Annotated in this window: 15 protein-coding genes; 7 read left to right on the top strand and 8 right to left on the bottom strand. The window is 70.6% G+C overall.

From position 1 onward, the window contains the following. Positions 1-22: 22 nt before the first annotated feature. Genes qcrC through qcrB form a run of 3 tightly spaced genes read left to right on the top strand, consistent with a single transcriptional unit; the run spans position 23 to position 3,592 of the window. On the top strand, positions 23-892 hold the full coding sequence (qcrC, locus tag IZR01_RS22105) for a cytochrome bc1 complex diheme cytochrome c subunit (protein WP_194893921.1): 870 nt from the start codon (positions 23-25) through the stop codon (positions 890-892). Continuing rightward, a complete protein-coding gene (qcrA, locus tag IZR01_RS22100) occupies positions 885-1,958 on the top strand; it encodes a cytochrome bc1 complex Rieske iron-sulfur subunit (protein WP_194893922.1) in 1,074 nt (357 codons plus the stop codon). Before qcrC ends, qcrA begins: the two co-directional genes overlap by 8 nt. Then, on the top strand, positions 1,955-3,592 hold the full coding sequence (qcrB, locus tag IZR01_RS22095; RefSeq protein ID WP_194893923.1) for a cytochrome bc1 complex cytochrome b subunit: 1,638 nt from the start codon (positions 1,955-1,957) through the stop codon (positions 3,590-3,592). The genes qcrA and qcrB overlap by 4 nt, the downstream gene beginning before the upstream one ends. A gap of 287 nt (positions 3,593-3,879) precedes the next feature. Here qcrB and IZR01_RS22090 read toward each other — a convergent pair whose 3' ends face one another. The 4 genes from IZR01_RS22090 to IZR01_RS22075 form a co-directional block, all read right to left on the bottom strand. Next, positions 3,880-6,591 (bottom strand): DEAD/DEAH box helicase, encoded by a 2,712-nt coding sequence (locus IZR01_RS22090; protein ID WP_194924965.1) that lies wholly within the window; start codon positions 6,589-6,591, stop codon positions 3,880-3,882. Between the two features lie 304 nt (positions 6,592-6,895). Then, positions 6,896-7,828, bottom strand: coding sequence for a class E sortase (locus tag IZR01_RS22085; protein ID WP_194893925.1), 933 nt, complete (start codon positions 7,826-7,828; stop codon positions 6,896-6,898). An 81-nt stretch (positions 7,829-7,909) separates the two neighbouring features. Then, positions 7,910-9,043 carry a S8/S53 family peptidase gene (locus IZR01_RS22080; protein ID WP_194893926.1) on the bottom strand — a complete coding sequence of 378 codons (1,134 nt, stop codon included), beginning with the start codon at positions 9,041-9,043 and terminating at the stop codon, positions 7,910-7,912. Between the two features lie 94 nt (positions 9,044-9,137). Further along, on the bottom strand, positions 9,138-10,343 hold the full coding sequence (locus IZR01_RS22075) for a homogentisate 1,2-dioxygenase (RefSeq protein WP_194924964.1): 1,206 nt from the start codon (positions 10,341-10,343) through the stop codon (positions 9,138-9,140). Between the two features lie 78 nt (positions 10,344-10,421). Here IZR01_RS22075 and IZR01_RS22070 point away from each other — a divergent pair, with 78 nt between their 5' ends. Continuing rightward, complete coding sequence (locus tag IZR01_RS22070) at positions 10,422-11,270, top strand: hypothetical protein (protein ID WP_194924963.1); 849 nt, start codon at positions 10,422-10,424, stop codon at positions 11,268-11,270. Between the two features lie 59 nt (positions 11,271-11,329). Then, a complete protein-coding gene (gene fahA, locus IZR01_RS22065; RefSeq protein WP_194924962.1) occupies positions 11,330-12,571 on the top strand; it encodes a fumarylacetoacetase in 1,242 nt (413 codons plus the stop codon). Between the two features lie 97 nt (positions 12,572-12,668). Here fahA and IZR01_RS22060 read toward each other — a convergent pair whose 3' ends face one another. Together IZR01_RS22060 and IZR01_RS22055 are read right to left on the bottom strand one after the other, a co-directional pair. Then, positions 12,669-13,373, bottom strand: a complete 705-nt coding sequence (locus tag IZR01_RS22060) for a tyrosine-protein phosphatase (protein ID WP_194924961.1) — start codon at positions 13,371-13,373, stop codon at positions 12,669-12,671. 30 nt (positions 13,374-13,403) lie between these two features. Continuing rightward, positions 13,404-14,102, bottom strand: coding sequence for a bifunctional DNA primase/polymerase (locus IZR01_RS22055; RefSeq protein WP_194924960.1), 699 nt, complete (start codon positions 14,100-14,102; stop codon positions 13,404-13,406). A 118-nt stretch (positions 14,103-14,220) separates the two neighbouring features. Between IZR01_RS22055 and IZR01_RS22050 the strand changes: the two genes are divergently transcribed. After that, entirely contained in the window at positions 14,221-14,985 is a 765-nt protein-coding gene (locus IZR01_RS22050) for a tyrosine-protein phosphatase (protein WP_323747067.1), read from the top strand. Positions 14,986-15,130: 145 nt separating this feature from the next. Here the strand turns inward: IZR01_RS22050 and map are convergent, their stop codons facing one another. Further along, on the bottom strand, positions 15,131-15,988 hold the full coding sequence (gene map, locus IZR01_RS22045; protein WP_194924958.1) for a type I methionyl aminopeptidase: 858 nt from the start codon (positions 15,986-15,988) through the stop codon (positions 15,131-15,133). A gap of 43 nt (positions 15,989-16,031) precedes the next feature. On the opposite strand from map, the gene IZR01_RS22040 reads away from it, so the two are divergent. Beyond that, positions 16,032-16,244 (top strand): hypothetical protein, encoded by a 213-nt coding sequence (locus IZR01_RS22040; RefSeq protein WP_194893934.1) that lies wholly within the window; start codon positions 16,032-16,034, stop codon positions 16,242-16,244. 90 nt (positions 16,245-16,334) lie between these two features. Here the strand turns inward: IZR01_RS22040 and IZR01_RS22035 are convergent, their stop codons facing one another. Beyond that, positions 16,335-17,777: a LamG domain-containing protein gene (locus tag IZR01_RS22035; RefSeq protein ID WP_194924957.1), complete on the bottom strand. Its 1,443-nt coding sequence runs from the start codon at positions 17,775-17,777 to the stop codon at positions 16,335-16,337. Positions 17,778-17,930: the final 153 nt, after the last annotated feature.

Below are 17,930 nucleotides of genomic sequence, written 5' to 3'. Positions count from 1 at the left end.
AATCGGTAAGGAATCCTCTGTCGTGAACACGCTTTCGGCACGACGGCGCCATCCGCTGGCCGCGTTCGTCGTCCTCTTCCTCGCGCTGGGTGTCATCGGCGCGACATACGCCACCCTGGGCTCCTCCTCGGCGAAGGCGTCGGCCTCCGTCGCCGCCACGCCGGAGCAGCTTGTAGAGGGTCAGAAGCTCTTCCAGTCCTCGTGCTCGTCATGCCACAACATGAACGGTCAGGGCGTGCAGGGCTCGGGACCGTCGCTGATCGGAGTCGGCGCCGCCGCGGTCGACTTCCAGGTCGGCACCGGCCGCATGCCCGCCATGCAGATCGGCCCGCAGGTCCCGAGCAAGCCGCCGATCTTCACCCAGGACCAGATCGACGCGATGGCCGCGTACATCGGTGCGCTCGGCGCGGGCCCGGACATCCCGGACCCCTCGCTGTACAACGGTGACCCGAACGACGCCGCCAGCGTGTCCAACGGCGGGGTGCTGTTCCGGACCAACTGCTCCCAGTGCCACAACGTGGCCGGGGCCGGCGGTGCGCTGACCGACGGCAAGTTCGCGCCCTCGCTGCGTGAGACGTCGACGAAGCACATCTACGAGGCCATGCTCACCGGCCCGCAGAACATGCCGATCTTCAACGACAACGTGATGTCCCCGCAGGACAAGAAGGACATCATCGCCTACCTGGTGCAGACCCGGACCGGGTCCAACCCCGGCGGTCTGGACCTGGGCTCGATCGGCCCGGTCTCCGAGGGCCTGTTCGTCTGGACGATCGTGCTCGGCCTGCTGATCGTGTTCGCCTGCTGGATCGGCGCGCACACCACCAAGGCGTCCCGCGCCCGCGTCGCCCACTTCGAGGCGACCACCGGGAAGGACGCCTCCGACAATGACTGATCGGGACATGGAAACGGACCACCTGCCTGAGAACACCGGTGGGGCCGGCCACGGCGCAGTGACGACCGTGGCGGAGGACCCCTTCCAGGACCCCGGGCTGCCGGCGCACCGGCCCCGGGTCACCGACCTCGACCCCAGGGCCGCCAAGCGCGCCGAGCGGCAGGTCGCCCTGCTGTTCATGATCGCCGTCGTCGGCGTGATCGGGTCGATGGTCTGCTACACGTTCGTGCCCAACACCAAGGTGCACAGGTTCACCGGCCTGGGCACGGTGAACATGAACAACCTGGCCCTGGGCCTGTGCCTGGGCTTCGCGTTCCTGGCCCTGGGCTGCGGCGCGATCCACTGGGCCCGGACCCTGATGACCGACGTGGACCTGGTCCAGGAGCGGCACCCGATGAAGTCGGACCCCGAGTCCACCGCGTTCGCGGTCTCGGAGTTCAAGCAGGGTGTCGCGGACTCCGGCTTCACCAAGTACCCGCTGATCCGGCGCTCGCTGCTGACCGCGATGATGGTGCTGCCGCTGCCGGCCGTGTGGCTGCTGCGCGACCTGGGGCCGATGCCGAAGGACGCCCTGCGGCACACGCTGTGGGCGCCGGGCATGAAGCTGGTGAACCCGAACACCGGGCAGCCGCTGAGGGTCTCGGACGTCACCGTCGGCACGCTGGCGCTGGCCAACCCGGCGAACCTGAACGACGACCCGGACGAGCGGATCGACAACCTGGCCAAGGCCGCGGTGCTGGTCGTCCGGTTGCCGCAGGAAGCGCTGAAGGGTTCTGAGGCGCAGAAGAAGAAGCAGTGGGACTGGTCGGTGGACGGCGTCATGGCGTTCTCCAAGATCTGCACCCACGTGGGTTGCCCGGTGGCGCTGTACGAGCAGCAGACGCACCACATGCTGTGCCCGTGCCACCAGTCGACCTTCGACCTGTCCGATGACGGGAAGGTCATCTTCGGCCCGGCCGCGCGGTCGCTGCCGCAGCTGCCGATCACGGTCGACGCCGACGGCAACCTGGTCGCCGTGAGCGACTTCCGGGAGCCCGTCGGCCCGAGCTTCTGGGAGCGCGGATGAGCGCCACGACCGCCCCGGGCGCCGGGGCCGCAGGCCAGTACGACGACGTCAAAACCGACCCGGTCTCCAGCTGGGCGGACGAGCGGCTCGGGATCTACAAGGGCTCGAAGAACCTGATCCGGAAGGTCTTCCCGGACCACTGGAGCTTCCTGCTCGGCGAGATCGCGCTGTTCTCGTTCATCCTGATCCTGCTCTCGGGCGTGTTCCTGACGCTGTGGTTCAACCCGAGCATGGGCGAGGTCGAGTACCACGGCTCGTACCTGCCGCTGGACGGCGTCTCGATGTCGCAGGCCTACGCCTCGACGCTGAACATCAGCTTCGATGTGCGCGCCGGTCTGCTGATGCGCCAGGTGCACCACTGGGCCGCCCTGATCTTCATCATGGCGATCATGGTGCACATGCTGCGCATCTTCTTCACCGGTGCGTTCCGCAAGCCCCGCGAGATCAACTGGCTGATCGGCTTCACGCTGATGGTGCTGGGCCTGCTGGAGGGCTTCGCGGGCTACTCGCTGCCGGACGACCTGCTGTCCGGTACCGGTCTGCGCATCGCCTCCGGCGTCATCCTGTCGATCCCGATCGTCGGCACGTACGTGTCGTACTTCCTGTTCGGCGGGAACTTCCCCGGCCACGACTTCATCCCGCGGCTGTTCACCATCCACGTGCTGCTGATCCCGGCGCTGATCGTCGGCCTGGTCACCGCGCACCTGATCCTGGTGTTCGTCCAGAAGCACACGCAGTGGGCCGGGCCGGGCAAGACCAACGACAACGTGGTCGGCCTGCCGCTGCTGCCGGTGTACACCGCCAAGGCCGGCGGGTTCATGTTCGTGATCTTCGGTGTGGTCTTCCTGCTGGCGGGCCTGGTGCAGATCAACCCGATCTGGGCCTACGGTCCATACACACCCGACCAGATCAGCGCGGGTTCCCAACCAGACTGGTATATCGGCTTCCTCGAAGGCTCCCTTCGAATGATGCCGAACTGGGAGTGGAACATCTGGGGCCACACGCTGTCCTTCAACGTGCTGATCCCCTCGCTGATCGTGCCGGGCATCCTGTTCACGGCGCTGGCGGTCTGGCCGTTCCTGGAGCAGTGGATCACCGGCGACAAGCGCGAGCACCACATCCTGGACCGCCCGCGCAACCGCCCGACCCGCACCGCGTTCGGCGTCGGCGGCATCACGTTCTACGGCGTGCTGTGGCTGGCCGGCGGCAACGACCTGATCGCGACCCACTTCCATCTCTCGGTGGAGGCGCTGACCTGGACCTTCCGGGTGCTGATCTTCCTGGGTCCGGTCATCGCCTTCTGGTGCACCAAGCGCATCGCGCTCGGGTTGCAGCGGCGGGACAAGGACAAGGTGCTGCACGGACGCGAGACCGGCATCATCAAGGTCTCGCTGGAGGGCGAGTTCACCGAGGTCCACGAGCCGCTGTCGGCGGGCGAGCGCTACCGGCTGACCGCGCACGAGGTGCAGAAGCCGCTGGAGCTCGGGCCCGCCACGGATGAGAACGGGGTTGAGCGGCCGGGGAACCGGGCGCTCAAGCTGCGGGCCAAGGCTTCGGAGGCGATGTTCTCCGACCATGTCGAGACGACGGTCGAGGAGTACAAGGAGATCGAGGCCGGGCACGGGCACCACTGAGTGGGTTTTGTGTTTGGTTGGGGTTTTGCTGGTTGCTTGTCACAGGTTGCAGGGGTCTCGCCTACGGGCGGGGCCCCTGTGGCTTTGTCGCGGTGGTTGTAGCCGTAAAGCAGGTCGGAGCAAGGGCCAGACCAAGGATGGCTGGTGGCTGCCCGGTTACCTCTCATCTGTATCGCTACCGCATTCGCGCTCGTTGACCCCGGACCCCAGACCCCGAACCCCGAAAGCCCAAAGGGGACCGCGCCCAAGGCGCGGTCCCCTTCTCAGTGCTCAGCAGTGCTCAGCGACTACCAGCGGCGGTCGCGCGGCGGGCGGTTGTCCCGCTGCTGGTCGTTGCTGTAGCCGCCGCGGGGGCGGCCGAAGGCGGTGCGCTCGCCGAATTCGCGGCGCTCGGTCGGGCGGTCCGTGCTGGTGCGGTTGTCGCGGTCGGTGTGGCGGCGGGGGCCGTCGAAGCCGGCGCGCGGAGTGAAGCCGTCGCCGCGGTCGTTGCCGCGGCGGTCGCCGAAGTTGCGGTTCTGCGGACGGTCGTTGGTGCCGCCGGCGTTGCGGTTGTCGCGGTCGCTGAAGTTGCGGCGCTGGCCGTAGCTGCTGTTGCGGTCCGGGGTGCGGTTGTCGCGGTCGAAGCTGCGACGCTCGCCGGTGAAGCCAGCGCTGCGGCCTTCGGAGCCGCCGCGGCTGTCCCGGTTGCCGAAGCTGCCGCGGTTATCACGGCTGTCACGGCTGTCCCGGTCGAAGTTGCGGCCCGAGCCGTTGCTGTTGCGGTCGAAGGAGCGGCCCTCGCGGTTGCCGTAGCCGCCGCGGTTGTCGCCGCGGCCCTGCGAGCTGTTGCGGTCGAACGAGCGACGCTCGCCGCCGTTGAAGCCGCCGCCGCGGTTCTCGGAGCCGCCGCCGTTGAAGCCGCCGCGGTTCTCCGAGCCGCCCCGGTTGTCCCGGTCGCTGAAGTTGCGACGCTCGCCGGTGAAGCCGCCGCTGCGGCCTTCGGAGCCGCCGCGGTTGTCCCGATTGCCGTAGCCGCCGCGGTTGTCGCGGTCGAAGCTGCGGCCCGAGCCGTTGCTGTTGCGGTCGAACGTGCGGCTCTCGCCGCGGTCGGTGCGGTCGCGGTCGAAGCCGCCCTGCGAGCCGTTGCGCTCGAAGGAGCGGCCGGCGCCCCGGTCGCCGAAGCTGCCGCGGTTGTCCCGGTTGTCGCGGTCGAAGCTGCGGCCCTGCGATCCGTTGCGGTCGAACGTGCGGCCCTGGCCGCGGCCCTCGCGGTCACCGAACCCGGTCCGCTCGCGGTCGGCGAAGGGACGCCGCTCGCCGCCGTTGAAGCCGGCGCGGTCGCGGCTGCCGGGGCCGCGGTTGTCGCGGTCCTCGAAGCGTCCGCCGCGGTGGTTGCGGTCGAAGCGGTCGCGGTCCTGGCGTGCGCCGTCGCGGTTGTCGCGGCCGCCGAAGCCCTCGCGGCCGCCGCGGAAGCCGTCCCGGCCCGCGCGTCCGTCGCGCCGGTCGTCGGTCATGCGGCTCTCGCGGGCCGCGCGGCGGGCGGCGTGGTAGGCGTCCGCCTCGGCGACGTACTCGGCCACCGGGCGGCCGCCGGTCAGCTCGCGCAGGGTCTCCGAGCTCGGCGCCACCTTGGTGAGTTCGGCGTCGACGCCGGCCGACTGGAGCAGGCGCTGCGTCGCCTTGCGCTGCTTGGGCAGGACCAGGGTGACCACGGTGCCGCTCTCGCCGGCCCGGGCGGTGCGGCCGGCGCGGTGCAGGTAGTCCTTCGGGTCGCCGGCCGGGTCGACGTGCAGGACCAGGTCGATGCCGTCGACGTGGATGCCGCGGGCGGCGACGTCGGTGGCGACCAGGACCGGGACCCGGCCGTCCTTGAAGTCGGCCAGGGTCTTGGTGCGGGCCCGCTGGGTCATGCCGCCGTGCAGGGCCAGGGCGCTGACTCCGGCCTCGCGGATCTTCTCGGCGATGCGGTCGGCGCCCAGCTTGGTGCGGGCGAACAGGATGGTGCGCCGGCCGTCGTCGTCGCCCGGCGTGTGCCGGGCCGCGATCTCGGCGGTGACCAGGGCCTTGTCCGCCGGCTCGACGATCAGCAGGTGGTGGTCCATCTGCGAGGAGTCCTCGTCGTCCTGGGTCACCGAGTGCAGGACCGGGTCGGTCAGGTACTGGCGCACCAGCTCGTCGACGGCGCCGTCCAGGGTGGCGCTGAACAGCAGCCGCTGCCCGGCCGGGTCGGTCTGGGACAGCAGCTCGGTGACGATCGGCATGAAGCCCATGTCGGCCATCTGGTCGGCCTCGTCCAAGATGGCGATCTCGACCTCGGACAGGTCGCATTCCCCCTGCTCGATCAGGTCGGTGAGCCGGCCCGGGGTGGCCACCAGCAGCTCCACGCCGCGGCGCAGCGCGAACACCTGCTTGTACATCGGCGCGCCGCCGTAGACCGCGGCGATGTCGGCGCCCACGGCGAAGCCGTACGGCTGCAACGCGTCGGTGACCTGCATCGCCAGTTCCCGGGTCGGGACCAGCACCAGGGCCAGCGGCTTGCCCTTGCGGGCCCGCTTGCCCTTCAGGTTGGCCAGCGCCGCCAGCCCGAAGGCCAGCGTCTTGCCGGAGCCGGTGCGGGCCTTGCCCAGCACGTGCCGGCCGGCCAGGGCGTCCGGGATGGTCGCGGCCTGGATCGGGAAGGTGGAGTGCACGCCGTTCTCGGCGAGCTTCTTCACCAGTTCCTCGGGCAGGCCCAGTTCGCTGAACGCCGGCGCCTCGGACTCGGCCGCGACGGTGTCGTCGGCCTCGGTGTCCTCGTCGGCGTCGTCGGTCTCGTCGTCGTCTTCAGCGTCGTCCAGGCCGGCGGTGTGCTCGTCGTCGGCGAGGTCGAAGGCCTCGTCGTCGGTGTCATTGTCAGCGTTGTCGGCAGTGGCGTCGTCGATGTCGTCGTTCTCGTCGACGATCGCGAAAGTCTCGTCGATGTCGGCGGCCGGAGCGGACTCCGCGCGCAGGACATCGTTCTCAGGGGTGAATTCGGACATGGCTCAATAAGCCCTTCGGAGGAGCGGACACGTCCTCAGAGGCGCACGAGCGCATGGATTGCGCCGCAGCGGTGTACAGAACGGTCACTAAGGCGGCCTGGGCCCATTGTTGGACGACCAGGTAGGCGATGCCGCGCCTGAAGTGGCGGACCGGGAAATGGCAGGCCCCGGACCCCACTGCGTTCTGCGTCACATGACAGAAGCCGGTTTCCGACCGGCTTCTAAGGTGACCTGTCCCGCGCAGCGTTCGCTTGGATTCGATCCATGGTAGCGGCCACCATCGCGAATCCAAGAATCGCGCAGGTCAGGTGTGCCGGTTGGCGTCCTTGAGCTCCGGCGGCGGCGGACCGTTCAGCGGGTCCACCCGCACCAGGTGGCCCCACCAGATCAGCCGGTACGTGGACGCCCACTCCGGCGTGCACGTGGTCAGCGTGATGTATTTCCCGGGCTTGGTGAAGGGCCCGCCCTTGGGGATCGGCGCGATCGTGCCCATGTTCTCCGGGCTGGTCTGCGGCAGTTCCTTGTCCAGCGCGTACACGTACCAGCCGTGCGTGGTCTCGACGACCACGTGGTCCCCGACCCGCATCTGGTTGATGTAGCGGAACGGCTCGCCGTGCGTCCGCCGGTGGGCCGCGACCGCGAAGTTGCCGACCGCGTCCCACGGCATCGCCGTGGCCGGCGTCGTGTAGTGCCCGACGGCGCCCTTGTCGAGCACCTTCTCCTCGTCCACGCCCTGCATCACCGGGACGTTCATCTTGCCGATCGCCGGCAGGCTCATCAGCGCGAAGCCCTCGCTCGGCGCGAAGGCCGACTTCGGCGCGGCACCCGGGGCGGTCGGCGCCAGCTGCTGCTGGAACTGCTGCTGGATGTGGTTGGCCTCGGTGTTCGCGGCCTTGTTCGCCTCGACGTTCGTCCACCACAGCGTGTAGACGACGTACAGCGCCATCACCGCGCCGAGCGTGATCAGCACTTCGCCGAAGCTGGAGAGCACCAGCAGCTTGCGCTGGGCCTGCCGGTTGGCCCGGGCCGCGGTCCGGGACGAGCGGGAGCCGAACGAGGGCTCCGGCTCGGGTTCCCCATCAGAGAACTGAGACGGGGGCGGCGGCGTGTACACGACCTTCGGGATGTACTCGGTCTGCGCCTCGGCGGGCGAGGGGGAGTCCGTTATCCGCGGGATGTACTCGGTCGGCGCGTCGTGGGATGGCGGCCTGCCGAACCCGCCCTCGTCGCCATTCATGCCGGACACGTTAGGGGAGAAACCTCTGGGTTCCGGTGGTACCCCGACGTTCTGCGGCATGGGAGTCAACTTAGCGGACGATCATTCTTCCGGTGGGCTGTATCCCGAATGCCGGGGACCGCTCGGCGCCTCCCACTCCGATTCCGGCGTGGTCGCGGCGGGCTTGAGCCGGCGCCTGCGCTCCCACAGGAGATAGCCGCCACCTGCGAGGAGGACCAGGAACCCGATCACCAGGATCGGGTTGATCCCACCCGATCCGCCGCCCCCGGACGCCGCGGCACGTGACCCGTTCGAGGGACTCGTGGAGAGCACCGGATTGGTCGGCCAGACGTTGGCGGAGTCGGTGCTGCCGGGTGCCGAGGCCTGGGGCGTCGGCGTGGCGGACGGCGTACCCGAAGCCGCGGATGAGGGAGCTGATGACCCGGTGTCCGGACCACTGGCGCTCCCGGCACTGGTCGGCGCCGAACGCGTGCTCGGTGCGACGCTGCGCGGCGGCTGGTTGACCGGGAACATGGCGTCGAATCCGGGCAGCGTCTCGGGATCGACCGGCCCCTGGCTGACCGCCTGCACCGGCGAGATGATGCCGAAGCCGAGCTGGTCGGTGTGCTGGTTTCCGGACACCGGGTTGATCGAGCCGGCCATCTGCGCCACCACCTGCCGGGCCGGCCAGTTCGCGTGGCCGGCCCGCAGGATCGCGGCCAGGGCGGCGACGTAGCCGGAGGCGGTCGAGGTGTCGTTGCCGTACGAGGCCAGCGTCACCGCCGGGCCGGACGCGGAGGACGGCAGCGGGGCGCCCGACTCGTCCGCGGCGGCCACGTTCACCACACCTTGCGGACGCGCCGACATCAGCTCCCCGGTGTCCCCGGCAGCCGCGATCACCAGCGCCGCGCCCCCGATCGAGGCCGGATCGACGGACGTGTCCGCGACGACCACGATGGCCCCGTCCGCCGACCCCGAGGCCACGGTCGCCTCCGGGGCCAGCGCGCTGATCGCGCACGCCACCTCCGCGACCCGGTCCGGCGCGCCGACCACGCCGATGCTCACGCCCCCGCCCTTGCTCCCCGCGATACTCCAGGCGCGGGTGGCGTTGTACGCCAGCAGCGGGCCTTGCGAATCAGGGCACGAAGTGGCGGCCCGGGCCGCCGGTGCGGGCAGCGGCCCGAAACCGGCCAGCAGCGCGGCGCATCCGACGGCGACCAGAGTCCTTCTCAGCACATGGTGACGCTACCCGAACCCGGGCCGCGGCAAGTCCGCCGACCCGGGTTACTTCTGGCTGGTGTCAGCTGCTGTCAGCCGGTGTCAGCTGGCGTCAGGCCCCGTTGTGCCGCCCGGACCACGTCCACGCGTACCCCGGGTCCTCGGACGCCACGCCGCCCTCGCCGATCTCCAGCGGCCGGAACGTGTCCACCATGACCGCCAGCTCGTCGAAGAACTCCGCGCCGATCGAGCGCTCCGCGGCGCCCGGCTGCGGGCCGTGGGTCAGGCCCGAGGGGTGCAGCGAGATCGAGCCCTGGCCGATGCCGGACCCGCGCCGGGCCTCGTAGTTGCCGCCGGTGTAGAACAGCACCTCGTCGGAGTCGACGTTGTGGTGGTTGTACGGCACCGGGATCGACAGCGGGTTGTAGTCCACCTTGCGCGGCACGAACGAGCAGATCACGAAGTTCGGGCCCTCGAAGGTCTGGTGCACCGGCGGCGGCTGGTGCACGCGGCCGGTGATCGGTTCGAAGTCGGCGATGTTGAAGGCGTACGGGTACAGGCAGCCGTCCCAGCCGACCACGTCGAAGGGGTGGTGCGCGTAGGTCAGCTTGGTCCCGCCGGCCCGGTGCCGGACCAGGACCTCCACGTCCGAGCCCTCGGCCAGCAGCGGCTCGCTCGGCCCGCGCAGATCCCGCTCACAGTACGGCGAGGACTCCAGGAACTGGCCCTTGGCCGACAGGTAGCGCTTGGGCGGGCCGATGTGCCCGGTCGCCTCGATCACGAACAGCCGCAACGGTTCGGCGACGTCGGACCCGGCACCGGCTCCGGCTGTCGGCACCCACCGGTGGATCGTCGACGTCGGCAGGATCACGTAGTCGCCCTGACCGACCTCGATCGCGCCGAACGACGTCTCCACGACGCCGGACCCGGACTCCACATACACGCACTCGTCGCCTATGGCGTTCCGGTATAGGGGAGAGGCCTCCGTCGCCGCGACGTAGGAAAGACGCACGTCTCCGTTGCCCAGCAACAGATGCCGGCCGGTGACGGCGTCCAGCCCCGAGGTGTCCAGCTTGTGCGTCAGGAAGTGCCGCGGCTTCAGCGGCCGGTTGGCGACCGCCCCGGCGAGCGGCCCCGGCGGCTCCCACTCCGCGGAGTCCACGATCGCCGTGGGCAGCCCATGGTGGTACAGCAGGGCGGAGTCTGAGGAGAAGCCCTCGACGCCCATCAGCTCCTCGGAGTACAGCTCGCCGTCCGGGCGCCGGAACTGGGTGTGCCGCTTGGGCGGGATCTCGCCCACGGAGCGGTAGTAGGCCATCGCCGCGGTCCCCTCAAGAGTGTTCGATAATCGGACGTCACTGTCCGCTTACTTCGACCATGGGCTACCGTGGCGGTCATGTCAACCGCCGACCCCGGCGCCCTCGGCGTCCTGTTCGCAGAGCTGATCGACGACGCGGCGTTGTTCCCGCCCGGCGACGCCCCCATGGCCGAGGCGGTGCCCGCGCACCTGGCCCACGACGCCGGCGGGTACAGCGGTCTGCTCGGCCGCTTCCTGTGCCCGGTCTCCAAGCTGGCCGAGCTGAAACCGCTGCTGGACCCGGACGAGGGGCTGCGGCTCGGCCTGATCGGCGACACCGGCGTGGACGCTCTGCTGGCCGCGTTCGCCGAGTTGGAGGACGACGACCGGCTGATCCTGGAGGCCGTGGAGATCCGCCACCCGGGCGACCGGTTGGCGGAGCTGGAAGGGCGGCTGCCGTACGGCGTCGAGGCGTACATCGAGATCGCCCCGGTCGACATGCGCTCCCTGCTCCCCACCCTGGCCGGCCGTGAGCTGCTCTACGCCAAGCTGCGCACCGGCGGGCTGACCGCCGAGGCGTTCCCGACCCCGCTGGCCGTGGCCGAGTTCCTGGTCGGCTGCGCGGACCTGGAGATCGGCCTCAAGTGCACCGCCGGGTTGCACAACGCGGTCCGCCACATGGACGCCTCGACCGGCTTTATGCACCACGGTTTCCTCAACGTCCTGCTGGCCGCCGAGCGCGCCGGCGACGGCGCGGAGATCGAGGACGTCGCCGTGGTCCTGGCCCGCACCGACGGGGCGGATCTGGCCGAGCGTGTCAAGGCTCTGACAGTCGAGGACACGGCCCGGACCCGTGACCTGTTCCACGGGTACGGCTCCTGTAGCTTCCAAGAGCCGATCGACGATCTGTCGGGCCTCGGGCTGCTGCCGGATCCGCTGTCCCACTGACGACTGACCGACTGGCCCGACTGACCGACTGGCCGAGCTTCAACCACGGGAGAACCGCAATGACACTGCCCACCTGGGTCCCGCTGCCGCCCCAGACCGGCTTCCCGGTCGAGAACCTGCCCTACGGCGTCGCGACCCACGGTGAGCGCCCGGCGCACGTGGTCACCCGGATCGGCGACTTCGTCGTCAGCCTCGGGGCACTGGCCATGAACGGTCTGCTGGACGGCACGATCGAGGAGCCGGCGGCGTACTTCGCGATCGGCACGCTGAACCCGTTCATGGCCCTCGGCGCTCCGGCGTGGGCGGCGGTGCGGACCCGGCTCACCGAGCTGTTCACCGAGCCGGAGCGGCGCAAGGCCGTCGAGCCGCTGCTGGTGCCGCTCGCCGACGTGGTGCTGTATCTGCCCTTCCAGGTCGCGGACTACGTGGACTTCTACTCCTCCGAGGACCACGCCACCAACCTCGGCCACATCTTCCGGCCGGACGGCGAGCCGCTGCTGCCGAACTGGAAGCACCTGCCGATCGGCTACCACGGCCGCTCCGGCACGGTCGTGCCCTCCGGCACCCCGATCGTCCGGCCCTCCGGCCAGCGCAAGGCCCCCACCGACGCCGAACCGCGGTTCGGGCCCAGCGTCCGGCTGGACATCGAGGCCGAGGTCGGCTTCGTCGTCGGCACCCCCTCGCCGCTCGGACACGGGGTGGGAGTGGAGGACTTCCAGGAGCACGTCTTCGGCGTGGTGCTGGTCAACGACTGGTCGGCGCGCGACATCCAGGCCTGGGAGTACGTGCCGCTGGGCCCCTTCCTCGGCAAGTCCTTCGCGACCTCGGTCTCCCCGTGGGTGGTCCCGCTGGCCGCGCTGGAGGACGCCCGCATCGCGCCGCCGTACCAGGACCCGGTCCCGCTGCCGTACCTGCAGGGCGAGACCTGGGGCTACAACATCGTCATGGAGGTCAAGCTCAACGGCAGCACGGTCTCCACACCGCCGTTCGCCGGCCTGTACTGGACCCCGGCCCAGCAACTGGCGCACATGACGGTGAACGGCGCCAGCCTGCGCACCGGCGACTTCTACGCCTCCGGCACCGTCTCCGGCCCGCTGCCCGAACAGCGTGGCTCACTGATCGAGCTGACCTGGAACGGCACCGAGCCGCTGGCCCTGGCCGACGGCTCTACCCGCACCTTCCTGGTGGACGGCGACACGGTCGCGATCGGCGGCGTGGCGCCGGGGCCGAACGGCGCGCGGATCGGCTTCGGCGAGGTGGTCGGGACGATCCAGTCGGCGGTGCGGCAGCCGGAGCTGTGACGGCTCGGCGAATCAGCTCGAATCAGCCCGAATCAGCGCTCTAAGACTCGCGCGAACTCTCACCGCCTGGCGCTCCGGATCAGCGGTGTGAGTTCCGTCACTCGGTGAGTCTGGCGTCCAGGGCTGCGAGCTCCGCTTCGGAAAGCCCGTTGGCCAGGAGGTAGTCGGGCATCTTCAGCCCGCCTATCGTCGAGCTCAGGGACGCCTCGATGGTGGTGCCGTGTTTTTCGAGGTGTTCGCTGACCGTGATCAGCTGGTTGCGGATGCCCAGCTCGGCGTATCGCTCCCGAAACCGGTCGAAGGTGAGCAGGTAGTCGGCGATGATCTCGTCGGGGTGCGCCCCGGCCGCGGCGAGAAGCACCAGGGCGATCAGTCCGGAGCGGTCCTTGCCGCCGGCGCAGTGGAAGACCACGCAACCGGGTGCCGCGGTCGCTATGGCCTGGACGGCGGCGATCACCCGGTCCGGGTACTCGGCCAGCAGCGCCGGCAGATACAGCGGGGTCGCCAGGTTGTCGATCGGCGCCCAGCGGTCGTGGAACGCCGTGCCGGGCTCAGGGTCCAGCGGCACGCGGACCGTCGCGATACCGGCCGGTCGCGGCGCCTGGTCCGGTTCGTCCTCGTCCTCGGCGCGGAGGTCGAGGACAGTGCGGACGCCGTAGTCCCAGGCCGAAGCCCAGCCGGCCGCGGTCAGGCGGGTCGGGGCTGCCATCCGGACCACCGCGCCCGGCTTGATCCGGCCGAGCCCGCCGAGGTCCCTGGCGTTGACGCAGCCCTCCCAGGCGAGGTTCCTGTTCGAGATCATGCGGTGCAGCCTAGGGCAGCCCGATGTTCCTCAAATCGGCCTCAAGCCGGGCGAAAACTCCGTGAGGACATCGGCCAGCACCTCCAAAACCACCACCGCGTCCGGCAGCGGTGTGCCGTCCGCGGGCCAGTAGACCCACCGGGCCGTCCGGCCGGACATGCTCACCGACGGCGGCACGAACACGTAGCTGCCGCGGTCGTGCCAGCGCAGGCCGGGGTGTTCTTGCAGGGTTTCGGGGCGGCAGTCCAGGGAGCTGGACCACCACTCGTCCTCGTCGACGTCGTCGGTGTCAGGGTTCGTACGCGGCGCGATGAAGAACAGGTAGCGGCCGTCGACCTCGGCGACCGGGCCGGGGGCGGTGCCGGCCACCAGGATCCGGCGCAGGGCGTCGGCGCCGGGCTGATCCGGGACGTCCAGGACGGAGTGGGTCTTACCGGTCGGCGTGACCCAGTTCGCCCCGGGGTGCCGGGAGCGCCAGCGGGCCACGGTCTCCGGGTCGGCACTGGCCTCGACCTGCCAGGCCCGGGACAGCGGATGCGCGGCGGGCGTGGGACAGCCCAGGCGGTCGCAGCTGCACGAACCCTCGCGCGGGGCGGCCGCCGGGACCACCGCGAACCCGGCGGCGAGGAGTTTGTCGAGCGGATCGAGGAGCCCTTCAGCGCGCAGCCCATCGGTGGAAGCGGCGTGTTCGCGCTTCCGGTTCTTGGCAGGTCGCCAGCTCCTCGGCACCCAAGCCCCCTGACGTGGTCGAAGGCCTAACGCGGTAAGGGTCAGGATACCTCGTGGTAACCCGGACTTCGTCAGGGGGTGCCAGTGGGGCGAAGCGTGGCGCGGGTAGCGTGTGCGCGTGACCACACCTGCCGACCGGACCCCGCCGACCGCCGCCGACCGCCGGATCGCGCTGGCCGGCACGTTCAACGTCCGCGACGTCGGCGGTTACCCGGCGGCCGGCGGCACCGTGCGGGCCGGCCGGCTGCTGCGCGGCGACGCCCTGCACCGCCTCGACGACCAGGCCCGCGCCACCCTCGCGGGCCTGCCGGTCCGCACCGTGGTCGACCTGCGTGAGGACTTCGAGGTCCGGCTGTCCCCGGACGCCCTGGACGGCACCGGCATCGACGTGCTGCGGCTGCCGGTCTTCCGCTTCACCGGCGACTCCTTCGGCCGGGCCCCGGACGACCTGAAGTCGGTCTACGACCACATGGTCGACCAGTGCGGCGCCGCTCTGGCCACGGCTGTCGGCCACGTCGCCACCCCGGCCGCGCAGCCGGTCCTGGTGCACTGCTCGGCCGGCAAGGACCGCACCGGCGTGGTGGTCGCGATCGTGCTGTCGCTGCTCGGCGTCGCCGACGAGGTGATAGCCCAGGACTACCACCTCACCAGCGCCTACCTCGCCGCGGAGTTCACGCAGGCGGTCGAGCAGTTGCAGGCCTCCACGGGCCTGGGGCAGCGGCTCAACGGCCTGGCGCTGACCTGCCCGCCGGAACTGATCCTGGCGACGCTGGACCGGATGCGGGCCGCACACGGCTCGGTGGAGGAGTACCTGCTGGCGCACGGCCTGACCGCGGAGCAGATCGCCGAGCTTCGCAGGAGCCTGATAGAGCCGGCTTCGTGACGGCGGGACGACCGGCGCGGATCACGCCGGGCTAGGCGGCAGCTGGCGCCGATCACGTCCCGCCAGGCGGCAACCGGCGCCAAGCACTTCTCGCCGTGCGTCGACCGGTGCCGATCACTTCTCGCCGGGCGCCGACCGGTGCCGATCACGCCCCGCTGGGCAGCGTCAGCACCTCGACCCCGTCGTTCGTCACGACCATCGTGTGCTCGAACTGCGCGGTCCGCTTCCGGTCCCGCGTCACCGCGGTCCACTTGTCCGCCCACATCTCGTAGTCGGCGGTGCCCAGGGTCAGCATCGGCTCGATGGTGAACGTCATGCCGGGCTGCATCACCAGCGTGGAGTACGGGTCGTCGTAGTGCGGGATGATCAGGCCGGTGTGGAACGCGGTGGAGATGCCGTGCCCGGTGAAGTCGCGGACCACACCGTAGCCGAAGCGCTTGGCGTAGCTCTCGATCACCCGGCCGATGACGTTGATCTGGCGGCCCGGGCGCACGGCCTTGATCGCCCGCTCCAGCGCCTCGCGGGTGCGCTCGACCAGCAGGTGCGACTCCTCGTCCACGGTGCCGACCTCGAAGGTGGCGTTGGTGTCGCCGTGCACGCCGCCGATGTAGGCGGTGATGTCCACGTTCACGATGTCGCCGTCTTCCAGCACGGTGCTGTCCGGGATGCCGTGGCAGATCACCTCGTTCACCGAGGTGCACAGCGACTTCGGGTAGCCCTTGTAGCCCAGCGTGGAGGGGTAGGCGCCGTGATCCAGCAGGTACTCGTGGCCGATCCGGTCCAGCTCGTCGGTGGTGACCCCGGGCTTGGCCGCCTTGCCGGTCTCCACCAGCGCGTCGGCGGCGATCCGGGAGGCGATCCGCATCTTCGCGAGGGTCTGGGCGTCCTGCACTTCGCCGCCGGTGTACGCCTTGGGTCCCTTGCGTCCCACGTACTCCGGTCGCTTGATCGCCGCCGGGACGGGCAGAGTGGGAGAGACGGTGCCGGGTACGAGTGTCGCCATAGTCAGACAGTCTAGGCACCCGGTGGAGGCAGGGAGACTTGCGATGCGCTGGACCAAGAAGGGCGAACCGCCCGACGACGACGGCTGGTACTACTGCGTGAAACACGGCGTGGTCGAGCCGGCGGGCGCCTGTGCCGCCAAGGACCGGCTGGGACCGTATGAGACGCAGGAGGAGGCCGAGCACGCGCTGCAACGCGTCCAGGAGCGCAACGAGGCGTGGCGCAAGGCCGACGAGGCGGCGGACGCCGACGGCTAGGCCCCGGGCGGGACGACGGTAGTGCGACGACAGCGCGACGACAGTGCCGGCGGGCGGTGACCGAGACCACAGCCGCCGGCACCGGCGCGTCTACAGCGCCTGCACCTCATCCGGCGACAAAGCCCGCCCGAACACCTGCACATCCGAGATGTAGCCCTTGAACGGGTTCGTCGCGCCCTTCCCGTACCAACTCCGCCCGATCGCGAACGGCCCGGTCGCGGCATACGGCGCAGAGTTGGTCTTCACCGGCGCGCCCTGCGGCTGACCGTTGATGAAGAAGGCGATCGTCCCGGCCTGCGCGTCGTAGACCCCGGTCAGCTTGGCCCAGACGTTCATCGGCGTGGGCGCGGTCCCGCCGGCGTTGACGGTCTTCGGAGTCGCCCCGTCGGCGTTCGACCGCACGAACGACCAGGTCTTCGTCTCCAGCGAGTAGCTGAACGTGAACGCGAAGCACTGCGGCCCGTCCTGGCTGAAGGCGGCGGCGAACTTCGTGGGCGTGGTGAGCCCGGTCTGGTCCACCCACATCGAGACCGTGAAGCTCTTCGTGGTGTCGATCCCCGGGCCCTTGGTCTTGATCACCCCGGCCGCCGATTTGTTCGCCGCGCCGCTGAACTCCGCCGAGCCGCCGTGCGCCGTGGAGAAGCCCACGGTGCCGTCCAGCGTGCCGAGCCGGTTCTTGCCGGAGCCGTCCACGGCCGTCTTGCTGCCGGGCTTGTCGTTCAGCTGCCAGCGCAGCACGTCCGCGACCGGGCGCGCGGCCGGCGGCGCGGCGCCGGACGTCGTGGGCGGGGCGCTGGAGGTCGGCGCGGACGAGGCGCTGACGTTGCTCGGCGTGCCGTCCGCGGCCGTGGCCGAGCCCTTGCCGGTCGTGGCGGTGGTGGAGTTGTCCGCCGGCTGCTTGCTGCCGCCGCTGTTCCCGGTGGTCAGGAAGATCGCCCCGCCGGCCACCGCGGCCACGGCCACCACCGATCCCCCGATCAGCAGGGTCCTGCGACGCTTGCTGCCCGGGTCGCCCGGCGGCGGCCCGGGGGGATTGCCGAACCCGGGCGGCGGGGCGAACCCGGGCGGCGGCGTGAACTGGTTGTGCTGCTCGGGTCCGGCCTGCTGCGGGGCGCTGAACCCGCTCGCCGACAGATCCGGATTCCCCTGCTGCCCGACCGCGCGGTAGGCACCGGTCGCGGCGAGCGGGAACGACGTCATCGGCGGCGGAGGCTGCGGTGCGTTCTGGCGCGGCGGCGGTTCCGGCGGGCGGACGGCCGAGTACGTGCCGGTGGCGGCGAGCGGGAAGGCCGTCATCCCGCCCTGAGACCGGCCCGGATTCGGGTCCTGACCGCCTGGCGCCCCCGGTCCGCCGTGGCCCCCTCGCTGACCGCCTTGCCCGCCCGGCCCGTCCGGGTCCGGCCCCTGGCCGTTCTGCGCCCCCTGCGGCTGCCCCCACTGCCAGCCCGGCGGCGGTCCCGACGGCGGCGGCCCTGACGCCCCCTGCGAATCGGCAGGCGCGCCCCACGGCACATTCCGGTCCCCGTTGTCCATGTCAAACCCCTCGATCGGACCCGTAGCGGCCTTCGATCATAGGGACGAGCTCGCATGTGCCGCTAGCCGTTCCGCCCGGACAGCGACGGCGTGGGTATCAGTACGCGCGTCATAACGGCGGAACCCGGGCAGCGCCGCCGCCAACCCCACCAC

It is taken from the genome of Catenulispora pinisilvae, from assembly GCF_015356865.1.
GTDB classification, from domain to species: domain Bacteria; phylum Actinomycetota; class Actinomycetes; order Streptomycetales; family Catenulisporaceae; genus Catenulispora; species Catenulispora pinisilvae.
Note: the sequence above shows the minus strand (reverse complement) of the source record. Positions and strands in the feature narration are given on the sequence as shown.